General features: G+C 59.4%; 11 protein-coding genes and 1 tRNA gene. 4 read left to right on the forward strand and 8 right to left on the reverse strand.

All coding sequences use genetic code 11. The features are described from left to right. The first annotated feature begins 49 nt into the window (after positions 1 to 49). From J7U39_RS15990 to J7U39_RS15995, 3 genes are all read left to right on the forward strand, one after another. Positions 50 to 123: transfer RNA gene (locus tag J7U39_RS15990), tRNA-Gln, on the forward strand. A 519-nt stretch (positions 124 to 642) separates the two neighbouring features. Next, positions 643 to 771, forward strand: coding sequence for a hypothetical protein (locus J7U39_RS32185; protein ID WP_259671803.1), 129 nt, complete (start codon positions 643 to 645; stop codon positions 769 to 771). 73 nt (positions 772 to 844) lie between these two features. Then, a complete protein-coding gene (locus J7U39_RS15995) occupies positions 845 to 1690 on the forward strand; it encodes a DUF5675 family protein (RefSeq protein ID WP_210629078.1) in 846 nt (281 codons plus the stop codon). A 238-nt stretch (positions 1691 to 1928) separates the two neighbouring features. Here the strand turns inward: J7U39_RS15995 and J7U39_RS16000 are convergent, their stop codons facing one another. The 4 genes from J7U39_RS16000 to J7U39_RS16015 all read right to left on the reverse strand — a co-directional run bounded on the left by J7U39_RS16000 (position 1929) and on the right by J7U39_RS16015 (position 4351). Beyond that, complete coding sequence (locus J7U39_RS16000; protein ID WP_210629079.1) at positions 1929 to 2315, reverse strand: hypothetical protein; 387 nt, start codon at positions 2313 to 2315, stop codon at positions 1929 to 1931. An 87-nt stretch (positions 2316 to 2402) separates the two neighbouring features. Then, positions 2403 to 2696: a hypothetical protein gene (locus J7U39_RS16005; protein WP_210629080.1), complete on the reverse strand. Its 294-nt coding sequence runs from the start codon at positions 2694 to 2696 to the stop codon at positions 2403 to 2405. Continuing rightward, a complete protein-coding gene (locus J7U39_RS16010; RefSeq protein ID WP_210629081.1) occupies positions 2689 to 3012 on the reverse strand; it encodes a DUF2293 domain-containing protein in 324 nt (107 codons plus the stop codon). Before J7U39_RS16010 ends, J7U39_RS16005 begins: the two co-directional genes overlap by 8 nt. Positions 3013 to 3925: 913 nt before the next feature. Further along, entirely contained in the window at positions 3926 to 4351 is a 426-nt protein-coding gene (locus J7U39_RS16015; RefSeq protein WP_210629082.1) for a hypothetical protein, read from the reverse strand. A gap of 373 nt (positions 4352 to 4724) precedes the next feature. Here J7U39_RS16015 and J7U39_RS16020 point away from each other — a divergent pair, with 373 nt between their 5' ends. After that, complete coding sequence (locus J7U39_RS16020; RefSeq protein WP_210629083.1) at positions 4725 to 5939, forward strand: hypothetical protein; 1215 nt, start codon at positions 4725 to 4727, stop codon at positions 5937 to 5939. A 273-nt stretch (positions 5940 to 6212) separates the two neighbouring features. Here the strand turns inward: J7U39_RS16020 and J7U39_RS16025 are convergent, their stop codons facing one another. The 4 genes from J7U39_RS16025 to J7U39_RS16040 all read right to left on the reverse strand — a co-directional run bounded on the left by J7U39_RS16025 (position 6213) and on the right by J7U39_RS16040 (position 17383). Beyond that, the gene (locus J7U39_RS16025; protein ID WP_210629084.1) at positions 6213 to 6830 is read right to left on the reverse strand and encodes a hypothetical protein; all 618 of its coding nucleotides are present in this window, start codon (positions 6828 to 6830) and stop codon (positions 6213 to 6215) included. A gap of 131 nt (positions 6831 to 6961) precedes the next feature. Next, positions 6962 to 8923, reverse strand: coding sequence for a DNA/RNA helicase (locus J7U39_RS16030; protein ID WP_210629085.1), 1962 nt, complete (start codon positions 8921 to 8923; stop codon positions 6962 to 6964). Continuing rightward, positions 8920 to 14424, reverse strand: a complete 5505-nt coding sequence (locus J7U39_RS16035) for a DEAD/DEAH box helicase (protein ID WP_210629086.1) — start codon at positions 14422 to 14424, stop codon at positions 8920 to 8922. The genes J7U39_RS16030 and J7U39_RS16035 overlap by 4 nt, the downstream gene beginning before the upstream one ends. Then, complete coding sequence (locus J7U39_RS16040; protein WP_247241676.1) at positions 14390 to 17383, reverse strand: hypothetical protein; 2994 nt, start codon at positions 17381 to 17383, stop codon at positions 14390 to 14392. The genes J7U39_RS16035 and J7U39_RS16040 overlap by 35 nt, the downstream gene beginning before the upstream one ends. Positions 17384 to 17417 lie beyond the last annotated feature (34 nt).

Here is a 17417-nt window from a genome sequence, read left to right on the forward strand (position 1 = left end):
TTGTTTATAAGCGCCGCACACCAGCCGAACCGCCCGCCGGTTCGCTTGCTGGGGAATAGTTCAATGGTAGAACAGCGGACTCTGACTCCGTCGATCTTGGTTCGAATCCAGGTTCCCCAGCCATTCAGCATTTATCCTTGTTTTTCAGTGACTTGGGTGGGGAAACACCGCGGCATCCGGAACAGTCCAGCGGACCAATTTTCCGGATCGCTTTAGCATCCCACGCTCGGAAGGCACCTCAGCTGCATCTGGACAGCTCGTCCAAGGCGGACGGCGGCCATCGCGGGCCACACAGCCGGTAGTTCCCTCCAATTCACCGGCGGTCCATCTCAAAAGCTCTTACAACCTCGATCACAACTATCGTGTGCGCCGATGCGGCATTTGGCGACAGCCATGAGAGCTGAAGATGAGTACTACTATTGATTGACTATCCTCTTGAAATGCTCGGGCCTATACTCCTCGCTGAGGATGGTCCTTTCCCTAGCCAAGAGGAGGTTCGCATGAGAAAGGTCACTTATGGCTTTCTAGCATTGTCCGCACTCTTCTCTCTCACAAGTCATATTCGAGCGGAAGAGATCAACATGGACAATCCCGATGAGGGAGTAATCATCACCCCAGACAGCACAACCATGGGAAATGGGGATGGAACAGGCACGACCTGGCCTGCCGGGGAAGAGCCGGGCGGCAGTGACGGCGGTGACGCAGGCGGAGGTGACGCGGCCGGAGGAGGAGGTGACGGAGGAAGCGGAGAGTAGTAGTAGTAGTTGGTAGTAGTTGGTAGTAGTTGGTAGTAGTAGTTAGTAGTTGGTAGTAAAAGCTGACGACAAACTAAGAGGCACTACTAATGTCCATCCTCTATACGCGTAGAACTATAGGACGGGCAGCGTGCGCATCGATGCTCGCTGCCCTCGTCAAAGAGATCGCTTATGCGGCAGATGACACCCTCAGTCTGAGGCTGATCAGAACCTACGAGACGAACGTTGGGATTACGGGCGAGCTTTTATGTAACGGACGCTTCGTGGCCCACACCTTAGAGCGGCCTTGGTCTCTGCAAAGCGACGTCATCACCTCTATACCAGAGGGGCAATACCGAGTTTTTCTTCACTATAAGGAACCTGATAAGCAACACAAGGCTTCTGGTATCTATTGGCGCATGGAACTTAATTGGACTGACACAAAGCCGAGAACTGCGGTCCAGATCCACATCGGAAACACAATTGATCAAACGATTGGATGTATTTTGCCTGGCCTCACGGCTATCAACAAAGAACTGCGGCTTGTAGATTCAGCGGGAGCGGTATCAGCCTTAGAGGAACAATTCTATGGCTCCGCGAATCCAGTATCGACGCCGGACAAATCGATAGTTCTGAACATTTCGTCGTTGCCCAAACCGACAGAGCTCATGGTTACAGACGACGCCGGAAGAACTGTGCTTCGTCAGGATGGGCTGAAATGGTTTCTCATCGTAAATGGTCAAGGAACCCATATGTACGATGAAATCAAGCGAACTACGCGACACTTTGTTTTCACCGGGGCTCCGGGCACTTTCGCTTTTGGACGGCAAGTTAGGATAGGTCTGCACGGAGGCATCATCGAGATCTCGAAAGATGGGAAACAATGGCGTCGATTCAATCCGGGATCGACGGTTCAGAGAAGTGATGAGGTTATGAAATATCTCGCGCCCCTCTGATGAATATTATTTTTGACCGTCGCACAAATCATACTCAGATATTGCGATTAAAACTTTCGATCTCCAGACCTGAAACTGTGAAAATGTGAAACCGTCCACGTATCGTTGAGAAGTGTCATTAGTTGCATTAGCCAGGTGAGGATTTGGGCTGTCCGGCGGGCGGAATGGGTCGTCTGAAACTTGGACGGGGAATGGCAGCGATCCTAGGGATCTACCGTCCATTCCCACAGAGAAAGGCCTATGCAGAAGCCTGAGGCTTGGCCAATGCCCGCACAATGCACCTAGCCGTACTACTCAGCTCATCGACGGGGCCATCAGCTCCCGATCGAATTTCATGGAGCCACTTCTGCTCCTCATTCGTCATGGGCGTGCCGAGCATCCGTTCGAAGAGGCGAATCGCATCCTCATCGTAGAACTGGCGCGCGGCCAAACGAAAGAGCTGCCGCACGTCGGCGCCGATGACCGAGGCAACCTCTTCCACGCAATGAAGGGGGAGCTTGGCGTCTCCGCGCAGAACCATCTGGAAGAGCGGGCTTGCCAAAAAGCTTTCGCTCGGGACGGGCACCGACATTTTTGCGATCCGCTCCTTGAGGTGAGCTACGAGTTTAATGGTACTGTTAGTCATTGATCACTCCTGCGCTTGCATCGATGTTTCAATTATAGCGAGCGACAGTTGGGGTAGTTCAGCTCCCATTGGCGGCCCGAGAGCCCCTCAACTGAGGCTTTCGCGCTGATCAGGGCGGATATGACGATTGAAAACTTCCATGTCATAGGGAAAAAATTGAGCCAGGCACATCAGGAGAATTTCCCCCTCATCCAGTTGCAGCAGTCGTGCGACAGGGGGCACTTGCCAAATCTGCAAGTCAAATCCGCCGATGATATAGCGGACCGTTGTCACCTGCTCGTTGAAGCCCATTGCTTTCATGAAGGCTCTTTGTGGAATTCCCAATTCAGTGATGCGAGCGGCGATGAGCCTCGTAAGCGCCAGCCTTTCGCGCTTAGACATTGTTTGCCTCCACCACCTTCTTTGATTTGCGGGCTTTGGGTTTCTTTCGCCAAACTTTCAGCATAGCGTCGATCCGTGGCTGTACACGGTTGCGGGCCTCGCTTCGATCCATACCGAGGAGAAGGAGCGTGTCGTAGTCTGTCATCTCGTGCCGGAGAAATGTCTGCATGGTGATGCCTACTGCCTGACCAAGCGAGGCATCCCGCCAATCACGCTCTCCCACCAATCTTGAGAAATAGGCGACTGCAAAATCAGGGCAGCCCGGGTGGTTTTGGCGAATATGCCTTTCTACGACATCAATAGGATAAACACTCATGCCGTGCTCCTCAGCGACAGGGGAGCCTATTTATAGTGCAGTAAAATCGTCCAAATCAAATAAGCCGTTACTTACTTCTGGCATTTGTTCACAGCCAATACTTCAAAAAAACGGATTTGAATTCTTCACGGCGCTGGGCCTGCGTATACTCCGACCGATAAGCAAAAGTGGTCAAAAGGCACCCCAAAAAAAGCGAAGTCTTAGACAAGGGACAAACCTTGAAGGGGATGTCTTTTGCACGCCCCGAGTGCCGGTGAACCTATCCTCCTCAGCCGCTGAGATGTGTCGCTGGCCCTTCCATCGTATCCATCGAGCTAACACAACCTTTACGCCGACCTTTACGAAATCTTGCATATGTAAAGGTACAGCGGATTTTCGAGTTTAAATAGCTGATTTGGCAACGTAGATGTAAAGGTCGAATGGCTCTGAAAGCCGCCTTTTCCGGGCTTCACCTTGACGTAACTTTACGTTTTCTTGACAAAAACGCCCGATTTCAGATTTTTATGAAAAATGTAAGGGTCGCCGCGAAATTTGCCTCGTACATATGCGACTATCTGCCATGGAATATGGCACGCCAAAGCAGTTGTGACCACGGTTGCGGATAGAATTTCGTTTTCAAGTACACGAAAACAGATATCGATCGCGGGGCACGTTGGCCACCAACGCTGAAAACATATCCGGGCTAAATGAGGTAAGGTCCTCAAATGCAACGCAAGTGAAGCTATTTAAGATGATTTCCGGATCGGGAAATACTGCCTTATGAGATTGATCTAGATATTGGTCGCACGCGGCGGCCCAACATGAAAGGAGGATCTGTTGGCCGGCACGCCTACCTCCGCGCCGGTGTGTTCGCTCCAAGCCTCCTGTCCTTTTGGGCCAGCTAAAAATTTGGCTGGCCCATCCGTTATCAAACTTAGATTGCCGCGAGCTCACGGCGGATCCGGGTGACCTCTTCACCATCGTCGTAGCTGTCGATCATCATTTCCAGCTCGTAGCGGATGCGATCAGCATTCGCGATCGCAGCGTTTACATTCCCGCGATGGATCTTCTCTTCGACCGTGAGATCATCCCAATCATCGTTCTCGGCAACAATATTCGTCAGACTGTTGCGAATGATGACGTCTCCGTTCGGGTAGGTGTCGTGGTAATGTCCTGCGACCTTGCGCAGAAGAGCAGCTTCCACGGGATCCTTGTCGTCGGCCTCCTTGGCGAGAAGCTCATAAAGGTGCCGGATAGACATTACCAAGCCGGAAGCACCGAACTCCTTCGCAAGCTCGTCCGGATACGGCAGGCAGAAATTTGCCATATTCATCGACGGAATAACGGGGGTGTCGCTCATGATAAATCTCCTTCTTGAGCTTCAGGGATCGCCGGACATTCGGCGACCTTGGCTCAAGCTGAGACCAACCACCTCGCCCGTTGCACTACCGCTTTCCTTCGCCACCGATTGATTGTTCATCACCAAGTTCCGACTTTTACTGTGATCTTTGATGGCACTTATAGCGATGCGCCGGCGCGATCGCATTCAAAGTTGAGGCTTTTGGGCAACAGTAAGCGACTGCAGGCCTCTACCCTGGCTCTGGTGATGTCGAGCGCCTGGCAAAAGCGGACTTTTCCATTCTCCCGAATCCACTTAGGCAACCCATTCATTCGATGGCATTCATGCTGCACCGATGGCTGGTCAGTTGCTAATGTAATCCAGGAGGCCGGCCTTGCCGCACGATATCATTCTGTATCGAAATCGAAAGCTTCAAGATCCGGTCACACTCACATATGGGGAAACGACTCTCAGGAGCTCACAGGCGCGCTTGGCCAACCGGACGACTCTGACCCCGCAGATCGATCTCAAAGCCTACCAGTGCCGCTCTGTGATCGATTGGATCGACATCCATTTCGAGCTGTCTCGGCGCACACAGTATTGGCACCTTAACGACCGCATCGAAAAGCTGACAGGCCGGAGAGAATATCCTGAAGCCTTGGATATTAGCGGCGGCAAGACAGCTACCCGATACAAGCTGCGCGTCCAGGAGCCAAATCTTGAGGCCGTCCGGAAAGTGCTCCGCGACCTTGAGAGCGCTTATGGCTTCGTTGCGCCGGCCAGCGTCAGTGGGATTGAAATCAGCATCGACTTCTACCCGGAAAAGCCGAGCGAGGAAGCTCGAGCGCGAATGCACGGTGTCCTGGTCCGGCATTTCTACCCAACGACGCGGGTCTTAAGGAGCAACAGGATGTGGCCGCGTTTCATGCCTGGGAGCGTCAAAAGCACCGACTACACGGTGAGCCGCAATGATAGTGACAGCAGCCTCGATATCGGAAACCGCATGACACCTGGATTGGACCGCCCGGCCCTATACGGTTCCACCTACTACGTCGGCGAACGAGACAATCCAAGAGCTTTCTGGCGCATCCAGAACAAGGTCCTCGACATGCAGAACAAGGCTGCAGGCACCTGGGATGAGCTACCTGTCCACAAGAAGCGAGTCCGGATTGAGGTAACTTTGGGAGATGAGGGCTGCAGGGAGATAGGACTGGATAAATTCAGCGACCTTGAAGCACTAAGGATCACCCGCCTGCAGAAAGGCTTCTTCCAATTCATGAAGCCGACTTTCGCAATTATCCGTCCGGCAAGTTCGCCCGCCGCATCAGCGGCAGTGAAGCAGAAGGTCGAGGAATACCAGAGACAAAGGTTTCTGAATGCAGGGGTGCTTGGGCTGCAAATTCGTGAGGACGCGCGAGGAGAGCTACGAGCGTTGGAAATGCCAAAGATCAGAAGGTGGCACAGAAAGAGCGGAAGCAAGGTGCCACCCCAGGTGAGAGCAGGTGCCGGCGCGTACGGAACGATGATTGTGTACGAGGAACTGACGAGGATGGTGGAGCGGGCACTGGCTGGCCTTCAGAGGAGAGTTAGAAGAGAGATGGGTGAGTGAGGAGGTTAGCGAGTACAAACGGAAAGAAGTGATTCATGCCGTACAAGTTATCAGGTTGGCAGCTGGTAAAGCGAAGGCAAATGCCTGACTGATATGATATCTGGCCCTATGACATACCGTATGCTACTTGGGAAAAACTTGCAGCCGCGCAACCACCATCGAGCATTCAACGTGATATTATGACTGCCCAGAAAGGTCTAAACGACTAGATTAGGTTACATAGGCCGCTCCCGTATTGAATCGAGGCGAATGATGCGCGCCATACTCGCTGCTTTACCTGAACGCAGTCGCGTGGAGGCGCAGCAGGCTTAGCATCGCTGAATCGGACCGCGTGCCCTTCGCCATGTTATACCAATGCGTGACTAGCTGGAGGTTGCTCCTTCGCCCGATCATCGAACCGTCATCGTAATGTCCTGCGCTGTCGATCCTATCCAGGCTCGCACGCAAATCGGGCACTGCCTCGTCAAACTTCACCCCAGTGCGAGCGCAACGATACGCTTGCCGCTCGGCAAGATCATCTAGAGTGCGGAGCAGGTCAATCGCGTTAAGCTGCTTTGTCTTGAGACGACGGCTAACAGTCTTTCCGCTGTTGGCAACTGTGTTCTTCGTTGTAGCCAAGATGCGCTTTCTGGCTACGCTCCATCCGCCGTTTGTGGCTTCCTGGTTTCCGCTCAACGCATACCGGCCCCGGGCGACCTTGACGACCCGGCCGTCCTCACGCAGGGTGTTCAGCAGCCCATGCGTTCCCCACATCTTTTCATTATGGATCGGCCATTTTTCTTCCAGCGCGATGCGGGCCAATTCGTAGTTCTGCATCGCGCCCCCATGCTTCTCGAGTGTGTCGATGACCTTTTGGCGTAATTCTTCCGATCCTCGATAGTATCCAGCCAATTTCAACTCCCGTGGTGTTGCGCCGCGCCCGTACCACAAACAACGCGTGACGTGGATGAAGGGCTACCTGACTAAGCCCTCCGATTGCAATTGAAGACATGTTCATGGTACGCATTAGCGAACGTCGAGCCCTAGCGTTCATAATCAACGATGTCAGGCAATCGTTCCCCCAAGCCCTCTATCACTTGCCCCAAGCGACTGCGGCGATCTCGCAACGTGATGACGAGGGTGTCGATCGGCCGGGTGAGCGGGATCATGATCCAAAGCCACGCCGCGGCTTCCGCTGGTTCTACCGGAAGCAGTCCGTTAGACAGGCCGCCTACACCCCTCCGCGCCAATTGCCAGGATTCATCCAAGCCGTCCAGCACCGTTATCCAGCCCTCCAGCCCCCTGCAGGATTCATATTGTACGACCCGGAGCGCATCGCTCGACCGGGGAAAGGTCCGGCGGGTAGCCTCGTCGACGGCATCCCATGCCATCCAACCGTTCCGCCGGAAGGCACCGGCGAGCAAGCTGCTTCGCTTGTCGCCGCTCGCCGTTACCTCGGATGGCGGCACGCAGTGCAGGAGATCGACTGGCATGTTCCCGGCCTTGATCGCCGAGGCCAGGACGTCGCGCTGCAATGCTTCCATCTCGGAATATCTCCCGATCCGGACGATGACCCTACCTCCCGGCGCCTCGGCACTGGGCGCTACATTCCATTGCAAGCCCACCTCGTCGGCGAGTGCGTTCGCGAACTTGGCAAGGCTAGCCTTCATTCGAAGCCCGTCCCTCAAGTTCCGCTCGCCATCCTTGGGCTCCCCGACGACCGACGACTTCCAGTCCGTCGCCCTTCCCCGCACGAGTTGCGAGAAGCCGTCTGCCAACGCAATCGCGTTGCCGCCGTAGAGTCTGGCGAGAAGGTCAGCCTCGGGTTGGGGCCAGTCCTGCGCTTCGTCCACGAGGATCGCGTCGAAGCCAAACTCGAATGGATGGGCCTTCTTGATTGCTTCCACCTCCTGCGGCCCTACGGCGCCGCTTGCGAAGTAGTCGCTTGCCTCCCTGCAGTCGGCGTCGTAGCTGCGAAGGTCGATTTCGCCATCCTTGCCGAGCCCGAGGTGGCCTAGCCAGGAGTACATGAAGGACATCACGGTCCGGACGGTGATGCCTCCTGCATCCCCGTCGCCAGGAATGCCCATGAGGGCAATCGTCCGTTGGATGTCCGCCGCAAGGGCCGTGTTGTAGGTGAGCACCAACGAACGCGTTCCCCGTTCGACAAAGGCCTCGTAGGCTGCTTGCAACAGGAGGATGGTTTTGCCCGTGCCTCCATGGCCACGCAAGTGGACGCGCTGGCTTCCGAACAGGTTAGCCAATTCACGGGCCACCTGCGGCCGAGACGCGATGCGATCCATCCGCCTTCGATCCAAGGATGAGGGCCTCAACTCCTGGAACAGGCCGTCAGCAAGGACCTTCTCCATCACCTCGTCGCTGCCGGAGCTTATTGCGTGCTCGCCGTTGATTTTGCGAATGCCAAGAACGGATGCCGCCGCCATCAAGAATTGCAACGCATCGAAGGAGAACGGCACCGCGCCCGCGGGCGGTTGCGGGATGCCACGAACGCGGGGAAGCTCGGGGATACCCAGCAGGGCGACGCAGCGATAGACCCAGGGGCTGGAACCAGTCGTATCTCGAAAGTGCTCCTTCAGGGCGTGCCCCTGGGCGTCGTTCTGGTCGGTCGCGCTTTTCCATCCGTCCCCATATTTGACCTTGACGCCCCCCGCCTCAATGCGCATCGCCCCCGAGGAGTGGTCCTTCACCTCGACCGCGACGATGAACGATCGCACGCGCACCTTGGCACCGACGATCGAGTTGCCTTCCATGTCCTTAGCATTCGACCTGGGGACGACATACCGCCTCGTACGGAATAGCCCCGCCACTACCACGTCGATGTCGCTGACCTTTTGCCCGGAAAGCTTGACGCTGGAGGCGATCTTGACGTGTTCCTCCTCGGGCGGGGAGGTCTCGATCCCCCGCCACGCCCTTGCCAGGGCATCGCGTACCAGGAGCGCGGCCTCGTACTCTGAACTCCCCGGCTCCCCGATGACCTCGATCACGACTGGAGCCTCAGGTAGTAGTTTGCCATCCGGTTCGAGAAGTCTCGTGCGTCGACGAACTCGGCCTCGATGCCATCCAGGCGCAATTCGTCCCGCGCCTGAACCTGTTGTGGCTGTAGGTATCCTGGATCTACGTGCCAAAGTGGATGCCCCAACACGAGCGCCTTGCGACCAAGGCGAACGCAAGAAAGGCCACCGGCATGCCGTTCCTGGACTTGAACTCCCGCATCGGCGCAGAACCTTGCGAAAGCCTGGACGGAATTCAACTCGGCATCCTCGATCCAGCGATCCAGCGGAAGGGGTTCGCCAAGGACGAGATCCGCGACGTCAAGGCCAAGGCGCCAGTCCAGGATCCCGTGGCTAAACCGATTTCCATAGTTTCGCAGGCAGTCCGGGCAGGATCGGTCGCAATCATGGGCGTGGCCACCGGCCTGCCATTTCCGTGATACGACGCCATGGTAGTCCCTGATGGCCCGCTCCAAGTTCACGGGATCCGACGCCCAGCGTGCATAGCCCGCGCCGTTCTCGAGCGCGTCGGCCAGGAAGACCTGCTCCGTTTCGCAGTCACCCTTGCGCAAGGCCTGGCGGCCAACCCTGAATTCCGACGGGTCGACGTCGAGCGCGGTCGCGAGCGAAAGCTTGACCAGCTCCGCGAACGACGCGAGGGCCGCCCGCGCTGCAGGCTGGTTGCGGGTGTCCAGCATCCCCAGGCGGCCGATCCCGGGCGCGCCCTCGATGAAGAAGCTCAGGACCTCGGTCGTGAAGACAGCGCCGATCGCTCCCCTGTCGACGTAGGGGGCGGTCGCGGCATTGGCATCCAAGGGAGGCGAGCCGTCCCGGTAGAGCGACGCGTCCTTGACCAGCACTCGCTCGAACGTGTGCTGGAAGAACTCGAAGAGTCGTCCCCCGTTGTCGTTTACGACGGCCACGGGCCCAGGTCGGAAGGCAATCTTCATCGGCCCGCAACCTTCGTTCCCGAACTCTTGCTCGAACGCCCGAACTGGCGGAGGCAATGTAGGACCACGCTGCCGCTCCCCATCGTAGTCACGCCTTCGATAAGCGCCGAGAAAGCCCTTCGGCTGGTAAAGTGGAAACGGCACCGACGCTCCGCCGCAGGTCGCGCATTCGTCGTGTCCTCCGGCCGCGATGGTGCTGCAGGTAGTGTCCTCGCAACGCGTATAGGTCGTCGGGCGCCCGAGCGGCTCTGGTTCATTCTGGACACCGTTTGGCCCGTCTCTCCTCAGGACGAAGCCGATCGCCGTATTGAGCTGCTTGTCCTTGGGGATCTCCGAGCCAGGGCAGAAGGCCCATACGGCATGGTCGAGCGGACGGTCGCTGATGACTACCTCCTCCAGCTTCGATGGCCTATTCTTGTCATAAAACAGGCTGCGAACCTGGGTAGGGAACCCGAACATGGGCAGGATCCCGGCAACGGCCAGGAGATGGCTGAGCTCGTCCTGGATGAACCGTGTATTGCCGACGGCCTCGTCGATTGCCACGACAAGCTGCGCCCGTGCGTACCGGGCAAGCTCCGCCGCCCGGTCCTCGATTGGTGCGTGGGAAAGCAAGCGGTGGACGACCTCGTCGACCTGCGGAGACGTCGACAGCCAAGCGGCGACCGGGCCACGATAGACGGGGATCCACTCCGCCTTTCGTCCAAACGTGCCATGGATGCTGTCGACGTTCCGGGCCGGTCCCGGGTCGAGGCTCTTGAATGCGCGGCGCAGGCATTCAGAGGCAACCACGCGTCGAACGATCTCGGGGCGCGAGAGGTCTAGCTTGGGCTGCGGCGGGAGATCGCCCGTCATTCGCTCGGGGTTGTTGAAGTAGAAGTCATCATGGGCTGCCCCGCGCGAGATCGTGACGGCATAGGAGAATGCCTGTCCCGCTCGACCAGCGCGGCCAACCCGCTGCTGGTAGTTGAAGCGCTGGGGAGGCATGTTGGCCATCATCACCAACTTCAGCGAGCCAATGTCGACGCCGACCTCCATCGTCGTCGTGACGGAGAGCGCGTCGATCGCCTGGACGAGGGGCGACTCGCCATCAAGGAAGGCAGTTCCCTTGAAGAGGCGCTGCCTGTTGCGCTGCTTCGACATTGGCTTGGTCTGGCCGGTGAGCTCGGCGGCGGCGAGCCGGTGCACTGGTTCGCGCGACACCCAGCTGTAGTAATCCTGCCCAGGTTTTTCGACGACCGAGAAGCTGGTCGAGCTGCAGTGGGGCGTCGTGCACGCCTTCACTGGAAGCAGCATCGTGCGTCGCGAACACGTGTCGCAGCGAAAGAGCTTGCGCTCGCCGCGGGGGACCAGCGCGATCGGCAGGCTCGAGTGGTTGGTCACCTGCAGCAGCCAGTTGGCATTGATGACACCCTTCTGCTGGAGATAGTCGGAAATAGTCGTGCCCAGCTCGCTTGGATCCCTGTTGGAAAGTCCCGCGACCTTCTCGATATAGCTCCTTGCAATGTTAGGGATCGACGTCGATCCCCTGGACTTCTCGCCTGCCAGATATCGCGCGTGTCCGAGGATGCGCACGATGTTCGCAAGCACGCCGTTCGCGATGCCCTCGTCCATGGCGAGCCGGCCCCCGTGGCTTCCCTCTACCTCGATCGAGGCAGTCGCCATAGATTCCAAGTCTCGCCCAGCTCTATCGAACAAGGAAACAGCGACCTCGCCCGCGAAATATTCCATGTAGTCGCGACGGCGGGCCTGGGCCACGTCTGGCGCTGTGGGTTCCCACTCGCCGGGGACCGGCGGCTTGAAGAACTTCCACCAGGGGGTTCCGTCTTCCTCGCCGCTGTCGGTCGCCCGGCTGGCGCGCGGCCCCGCAGGGTTCTGGCCAAGCGCCACGAGTTTGGTTGCCATGACCTCGAGCAAGGTGGGCCAACCGACGCGGGGGCTCGATATCCGCGCATCGTGATCGGCGATCAAGGCCTTTTGAGCCTTGTCGGCGACCCCGAACTTGTTGAGCTTCACGGCAGTGAATATGCCTGGGGTGTGTTGCTCCGCAGCGTCGACGATCGCTTGCAATGCCGGGTCATCCGAGGGTTCGCTGCCTACATGGGCAAGGAGGTCCGTGGTCGTGGGAATCGCCTTCGGCGCGAGGCTCGAATGCACCAGTTGCCGGACGAGGTCGCGGTAGTGATTGAGCTCAATTCCCGCGGCAAGGTCCGCCGCGTCGTCCCTGCTGTCGGTGAAGGCGATCATCTTCTCCGATTGGCTGCCGTCGCCCGTGGCGAACATCGACCGGTCCGCCACCAGCTGGGTAGTGACATTCAAGCCGGTCCTCAGGCCCCTCACCGGGCTCTTGACCACGCCGGCGAAGAAGGCACGCCGGTTTTCCTGCAACGCGTTGATGGCCTTCTTGCTGGAGAGGCAGCACGGGCAGACTTCCGGCAATGCGGCAATCGTTTCGCCCGGACCGAGACCGGACGCCGGCGGGAAGAAGATCAAGCCACTACCGGGATTGGTATCATTGTTGAGCAATCCCGAAAAATGATTGAAGGTTCCTCTCTGGAACTGCATCCGGACGGCCTTGCCAGAAGGGGACGCGTGCTCCCATGACGGCTTCCTCGGCAGCTCTCCCCCCGGCCAGTACCAGCGATATTCCTCGATCGTGCGCTCGTTGACCTGACTGGCCTTGTCGTTGCCTTCGCCGGCCCGCGTCGCTTCGAGAAAGGTGAAGCTTGCCAGCAGCGGGTCGGTGGTTGGAACGACGTAACCGCCGAGGAAGGCTTCCCCGCAATCATAGCAATAGAGGAGCTCGAGGACCTGACCGCCACAGCCGCACTTCATCGCCGGGGATTTGAAGAGCCTTCCGAAGCGGCGACGCGGGGATTTGAACCGCTCCTCGATCTCGGTGCATTGTGGGTTGCTGCAGGCCCACATGCCCTGGACCTGGCGAAGGAACATGTGCGAGCGGAATGTTGGCTTTGGTCTCTCGTAAGTGCTGTCACCCTCCAGCTTTGCCGCGATCAACAACGCCGTCAGCTCCTCGCGGGCCTCGCTGGCCCCGAAGAGCACGCTGGCCAGTTCCGGCAGCGGGGACGGGCGCACGACATCCCGCTGCTTGCCGGTCATCGGGTCCGTGGCGAGCGACCGGCCGGCAATGGCGCATGCCGTCGCAATCGCCTCGCGTGGCGAGAACGACCTTGATATCTCTTGCTGCGCCGCCGTCGCTCGTTCCCCGCCCGCCAACAGGTCCGGTCCCATGGTCGAGAGAAGCCCTCGGTCGACCGGCAACCCGACGGAGAACGTCCTGGGCTCGCCAGGGAAGATCGAGAATGTTCGCCGGTCGACACCAAAGAATTGCTCCAGGTACTCCCTGCCGGAATCCCCGTCGAGCGAGGCGCTGGTGGCGATACACCTGAGCTGGCTTGAGGCCGGGTCGAGCCCCAGGCGGTCGAGCATGTTGCGCACGACAAGCGCGACCTCGGTCCCCTGCGTCCCGCGGTACGAGTGCAGCTCGTCGACGACGAGGGTGAACGTGTTCTTCGCATCCGACCGCAACCAGTCGCGCGTCTGGTCGAAGATTGGAGATTCCTCGGCGCGCATGAGCATGATGTTCAGCATGCTGGTGTTCGTTATGAGGATGTCGGGCGGAGCGGCGATCATGTCCCACCGCGTCAGCATTTCGCCGATGGAGGGGTCCTGGAACTGACTGCACGTGTCGATGATGACCCGCTCTTCACTGCCACGCGCCGCCATCTGGGCGCGGATCGCGGCGACCTCGGTTTCAATCTTGAGGACCTCCCTCCCGACCTCGTTGATCCTGGAGCGGTGGCTCGAGCCAAGCGGGGAGGGTGGGACGAAGGTGCCGCCGAGCGTCGCACCGGTGTAGCGCCCGAAATAGAACAAGGGTTTCTCGAACAGGTGGAGCGCGCGGCTAGCTGCCTGGCGGAGGCGGGAGATCTGGTCCTCGACGAGTGCGTTGGTGGGATACAGCACGATCGCCCTGACGGCCGGCATGACCGTACCGTCGAGCCCAGACCGGGAATGGTTCCACTGCTTTGCGTCATTGGCAAGCGCGGAATTCCACCAACGATGGACTTGACCATCGCCAACCCCGCCGGCGCGCTCTTGCATGAGCGACGCGATCAACGGCAAGAGGAAGCTTTCCGTCTTTCCCGATCCAGTCCCCGACGTCACGACGACGTTGCGGTGCCCCTCGGCGTCGCCAGCGATCGCCGTGACGAGCGACTGGGCTTGGTGCTTCCTGAGCGTGACATCGCTTGCGCCGAAGATCACCTTGGCAAGGTTTGCGCCGACGAATGAGTCGAGCCCAGCCTTGTTGCATGCCTCGACGATCGGGTCGGTCGACGGATACTGCGGCACGGCCTCGAGGAGCGGTTCCCTTGCCATCACGCCGTCCGCAAGCAGTATTTCGCGCCGCTCCTCCATGACCGCTTGGTCGCGCATCCAGAAGGCACTGTCATAGTACCGCAGGTAGGCGTCGCGAATGTAGTCTATGACGCTAGCCGGATTGGCTTCGTCGATGATTGCCTTCATCACGTTTCTCCGTGGACAGCGCGGCCAGCACGCTTGATGCAACAATGGGACCGATGTTCGAGTAGGAAATCGTGCCGCGCCCGGTCCTTGGGAGGTACCCCGAGGACGCCACCAAGGCCCGGCCCAGGAGGCCTGGGGGATCGCAGCCAAGGGTGGCGCGGAAGATGCCCCGTGCCTTGTCGTACTGCCAAAGGAAGACGCCATCGTCGCGCGCGGCCAGCACCTTGACTACCTGGTACGGCCCGGCCCAGGCGGAGCCGTCAGGGGCGACGTACGCATACGCCTGGAACCCGTCGTTCCAACGATAAGCGCCGGGGCGCGACGCCAGTGCTGCGTCCATCCAGCGAGCCTTCCGGGCATCGAAGGCCTGCAGGCTTCCTGGCCTGCCGATCGAGACAGGCCGGAGGCTGGAGGACATTCCTTCCAGCCACTCGAAGGCACCCGCCAGAGCCTCGCCCCTGCGTTCCAGGATGGCGATGTCCCGTCCAAGCGGATCGGCAATCGCGGAGAACGCCGACCTTGCCGAGGCGCCGTCCATGTCGACCACCCAGATAGCTCGCGGTCGCCCGGGCAGGTCTTCCTGGTAGGCACGTCCACCGTGTCGCTGCGTCGCGTCCATGATGGCGTCGACGAGGCGGGGCGATCGAAAGCCCGACAGGAATGCCTTGCCGTCGTCGATGAAGTTGACCGACGCCCTGGGCACGCACCACGACTTGATCGCATTAGAACCGGGGAAGAGCTCGACGTCGAGGAAGCCCAGCAAGGAAAAGTCCTGCGCGACCTGTCGCGACGACGTCGACGCGGGATCGTTGCCAAGCCCGGCAAGCGCCTGGAACTTTCCCCAGCTGCCGCTCCCGAGGAAGCAAAGCGCGTCGAGGAAACCGTCGGCATCGATCGTATCGACCCTTGGAGGCTCGGGCCGGCCGATCCGGCTGATCGGGATCGGCAAGGCGGGCAGGGCACCGGCGGCCTGCGGTGTCCCACGATGGAGCATGACGACCATCGTCCCGCACCCGTTGCAACGCTGCTCGAGGGGGGTGTTGCGGGGCCGCCCCGGCGGCAGCGTTTCGCAGATCCAATAGTGGTAGCCTCGTTCGATGCAGGTCTCCGACGAAGCCCGCCGTACCGGTGAAGCGCCGGCGACGGGTTGTTGCTCCTCCTCGAACGAGCCCTCCGGCAAGATGCTCAACGCGTCGATCGGCGACGCCCCTTGCGAAGACAACGCCTCGTCTGGCTCCATGCCGTGGACCGTCGCCTTGCCGACGCTGTCCTGGGCCGGCGTGGCGGAGACGACGGACATGTATGCCAGACCACCCTTGCCTTCGCGATTAAGCGGGCGCGGCGAGTCGGCGTCCCTGAAATACGCCTCGGCGGCGGCCCTTTCCATTCCATCCTGGAAACCCCTGAGCGTGATTCCATCCGGAAACCGAAGTTGCGCGGCATCCAACGGGAGGGAGCAGTCATTGCCGGTGGCATCGACCTTGGCCAGCAGGCGCGGGCTCGCCCCGTTGGCCCAGGCTTCTATCCGCGTCGGTCCAGCGCTTGAAAGGAAATCCACAGAAACGGGCTTGGAGGCGTGATAGAAGCTAGGCAAAAGCTGCATGCCCCCGCCAATCGAGAGCACGCCATCGTTCGACCATGGCACGAGGCACTCCAGATCGTCGCCAGGAACCCTTTCGGGCTGCCGGACCTGAACGTCCTTGTAGAGTATCCAGCCAGAGGGAAGGCCCGGCAGTTCCGAGGGCGAAGCCTTCTCGGGCATCCTCATCGCGGCGGTCGCAAGATAGGACTCCACCCTGCCCGGCAACCCATGGGCATCGCGCACGAGCACGACGTGGGGAACGCCGAACGACACCTTCGCCACTTCCGCCCACAGATTCTCCTGCGTGGACCTGACCATGGGGATCACCAATCGCGGCTGCCAATCCAGGGGTCGCAACCCAGGCAGGGCGCCGGCAAGATGGCAGCGAGAGCCGATCCCGAGCCCGAGAGGAGATGGCGAGAGGGTCGAATAGCCCCCGAAGCGATCACTCGCCATGAAGAACTCGTCGCCTTCTCCCTCCATCTTGAACGGACCGGCGGATTCCTCGCTCGCCATTCGCCCAAGGTGGAGTTCTAGGACCTGTCTTGGGAATCTTTGCACGAAGTTCGCGAGCAGCGACAGGCGCACACTTCCGGCCGAGGCTGGGACGCCAATCCTCGTTCCCGCGTCCCCGCTGCTCCACTTGGAAAGTTGCGCCAGTGCCGCCTCGACGACCCGTTCCCGGAGCTCTGTCCTTGCCCAGGCATTCCTGAGCCGGGAATTAGCCTTGCTCCCGGCGATCCAGTGCGACAGGTAGAACTCCATCTCCTTCAATGAGATGTTCTCGCTACCCGAGAAATTGTAGCGTTCGAAAAGGTCATTGAATAGTTCGCGGTCGCTGGCCCTGACCACCGCTTGCGATATCGCCTTGCCGACATATTTCCATGTCGTGGCAGCCACCGCCGTGGGCTTGCCGAGGCCAAAGTTGTTGAGCACGAGCCAGTCGTGCAGCGCGCTCCACAACATATCGGTCGCATAGCCATACTGCGACAACCGCTGCCTCTCGATGCCGGTCACCTGGGAGAGGCGGATGTAGTAGTTGTTCGCCGCGAACTCCCCTTCCGCGGCCATGATGGTGGCTGCGTGGGAAAGGCAGAACAACACAGCCGTGAAGAACGGCTGTGATTTCATCCCGGCGCGCCTCCAAAGTTCCATGGCGCTGACGATCGTGTCGTAAGGGTTTCCCCGTCGTTCGAGCCAATCGCCGATATGGCGGCAAATGGCGTCTTCCAAGAGGTCGGGTTCTACGCCTAATTGCCTTCCCACCTCTTCGCGCATGTCATTGTCAAGCGTTAGGTAAACCGGTTGCCCCGCATGCCGCCCGTCAAAGAACACGTTGTTAAGCGCAGTGTTGCAATCCTTGTACGAGATCGCCACCGCCGTCCCCTCCCCCATGCAGCTTGCTTTAAAA

The organism is Rhizobium sp. NLR16a, assembly GCF_017948245.1.
Classification (GTDB): Bacteria; Pseudomonadota; Alphaproteobacteria; order Rhizobiales; family Rhizobiaceae; genus Rhizobium.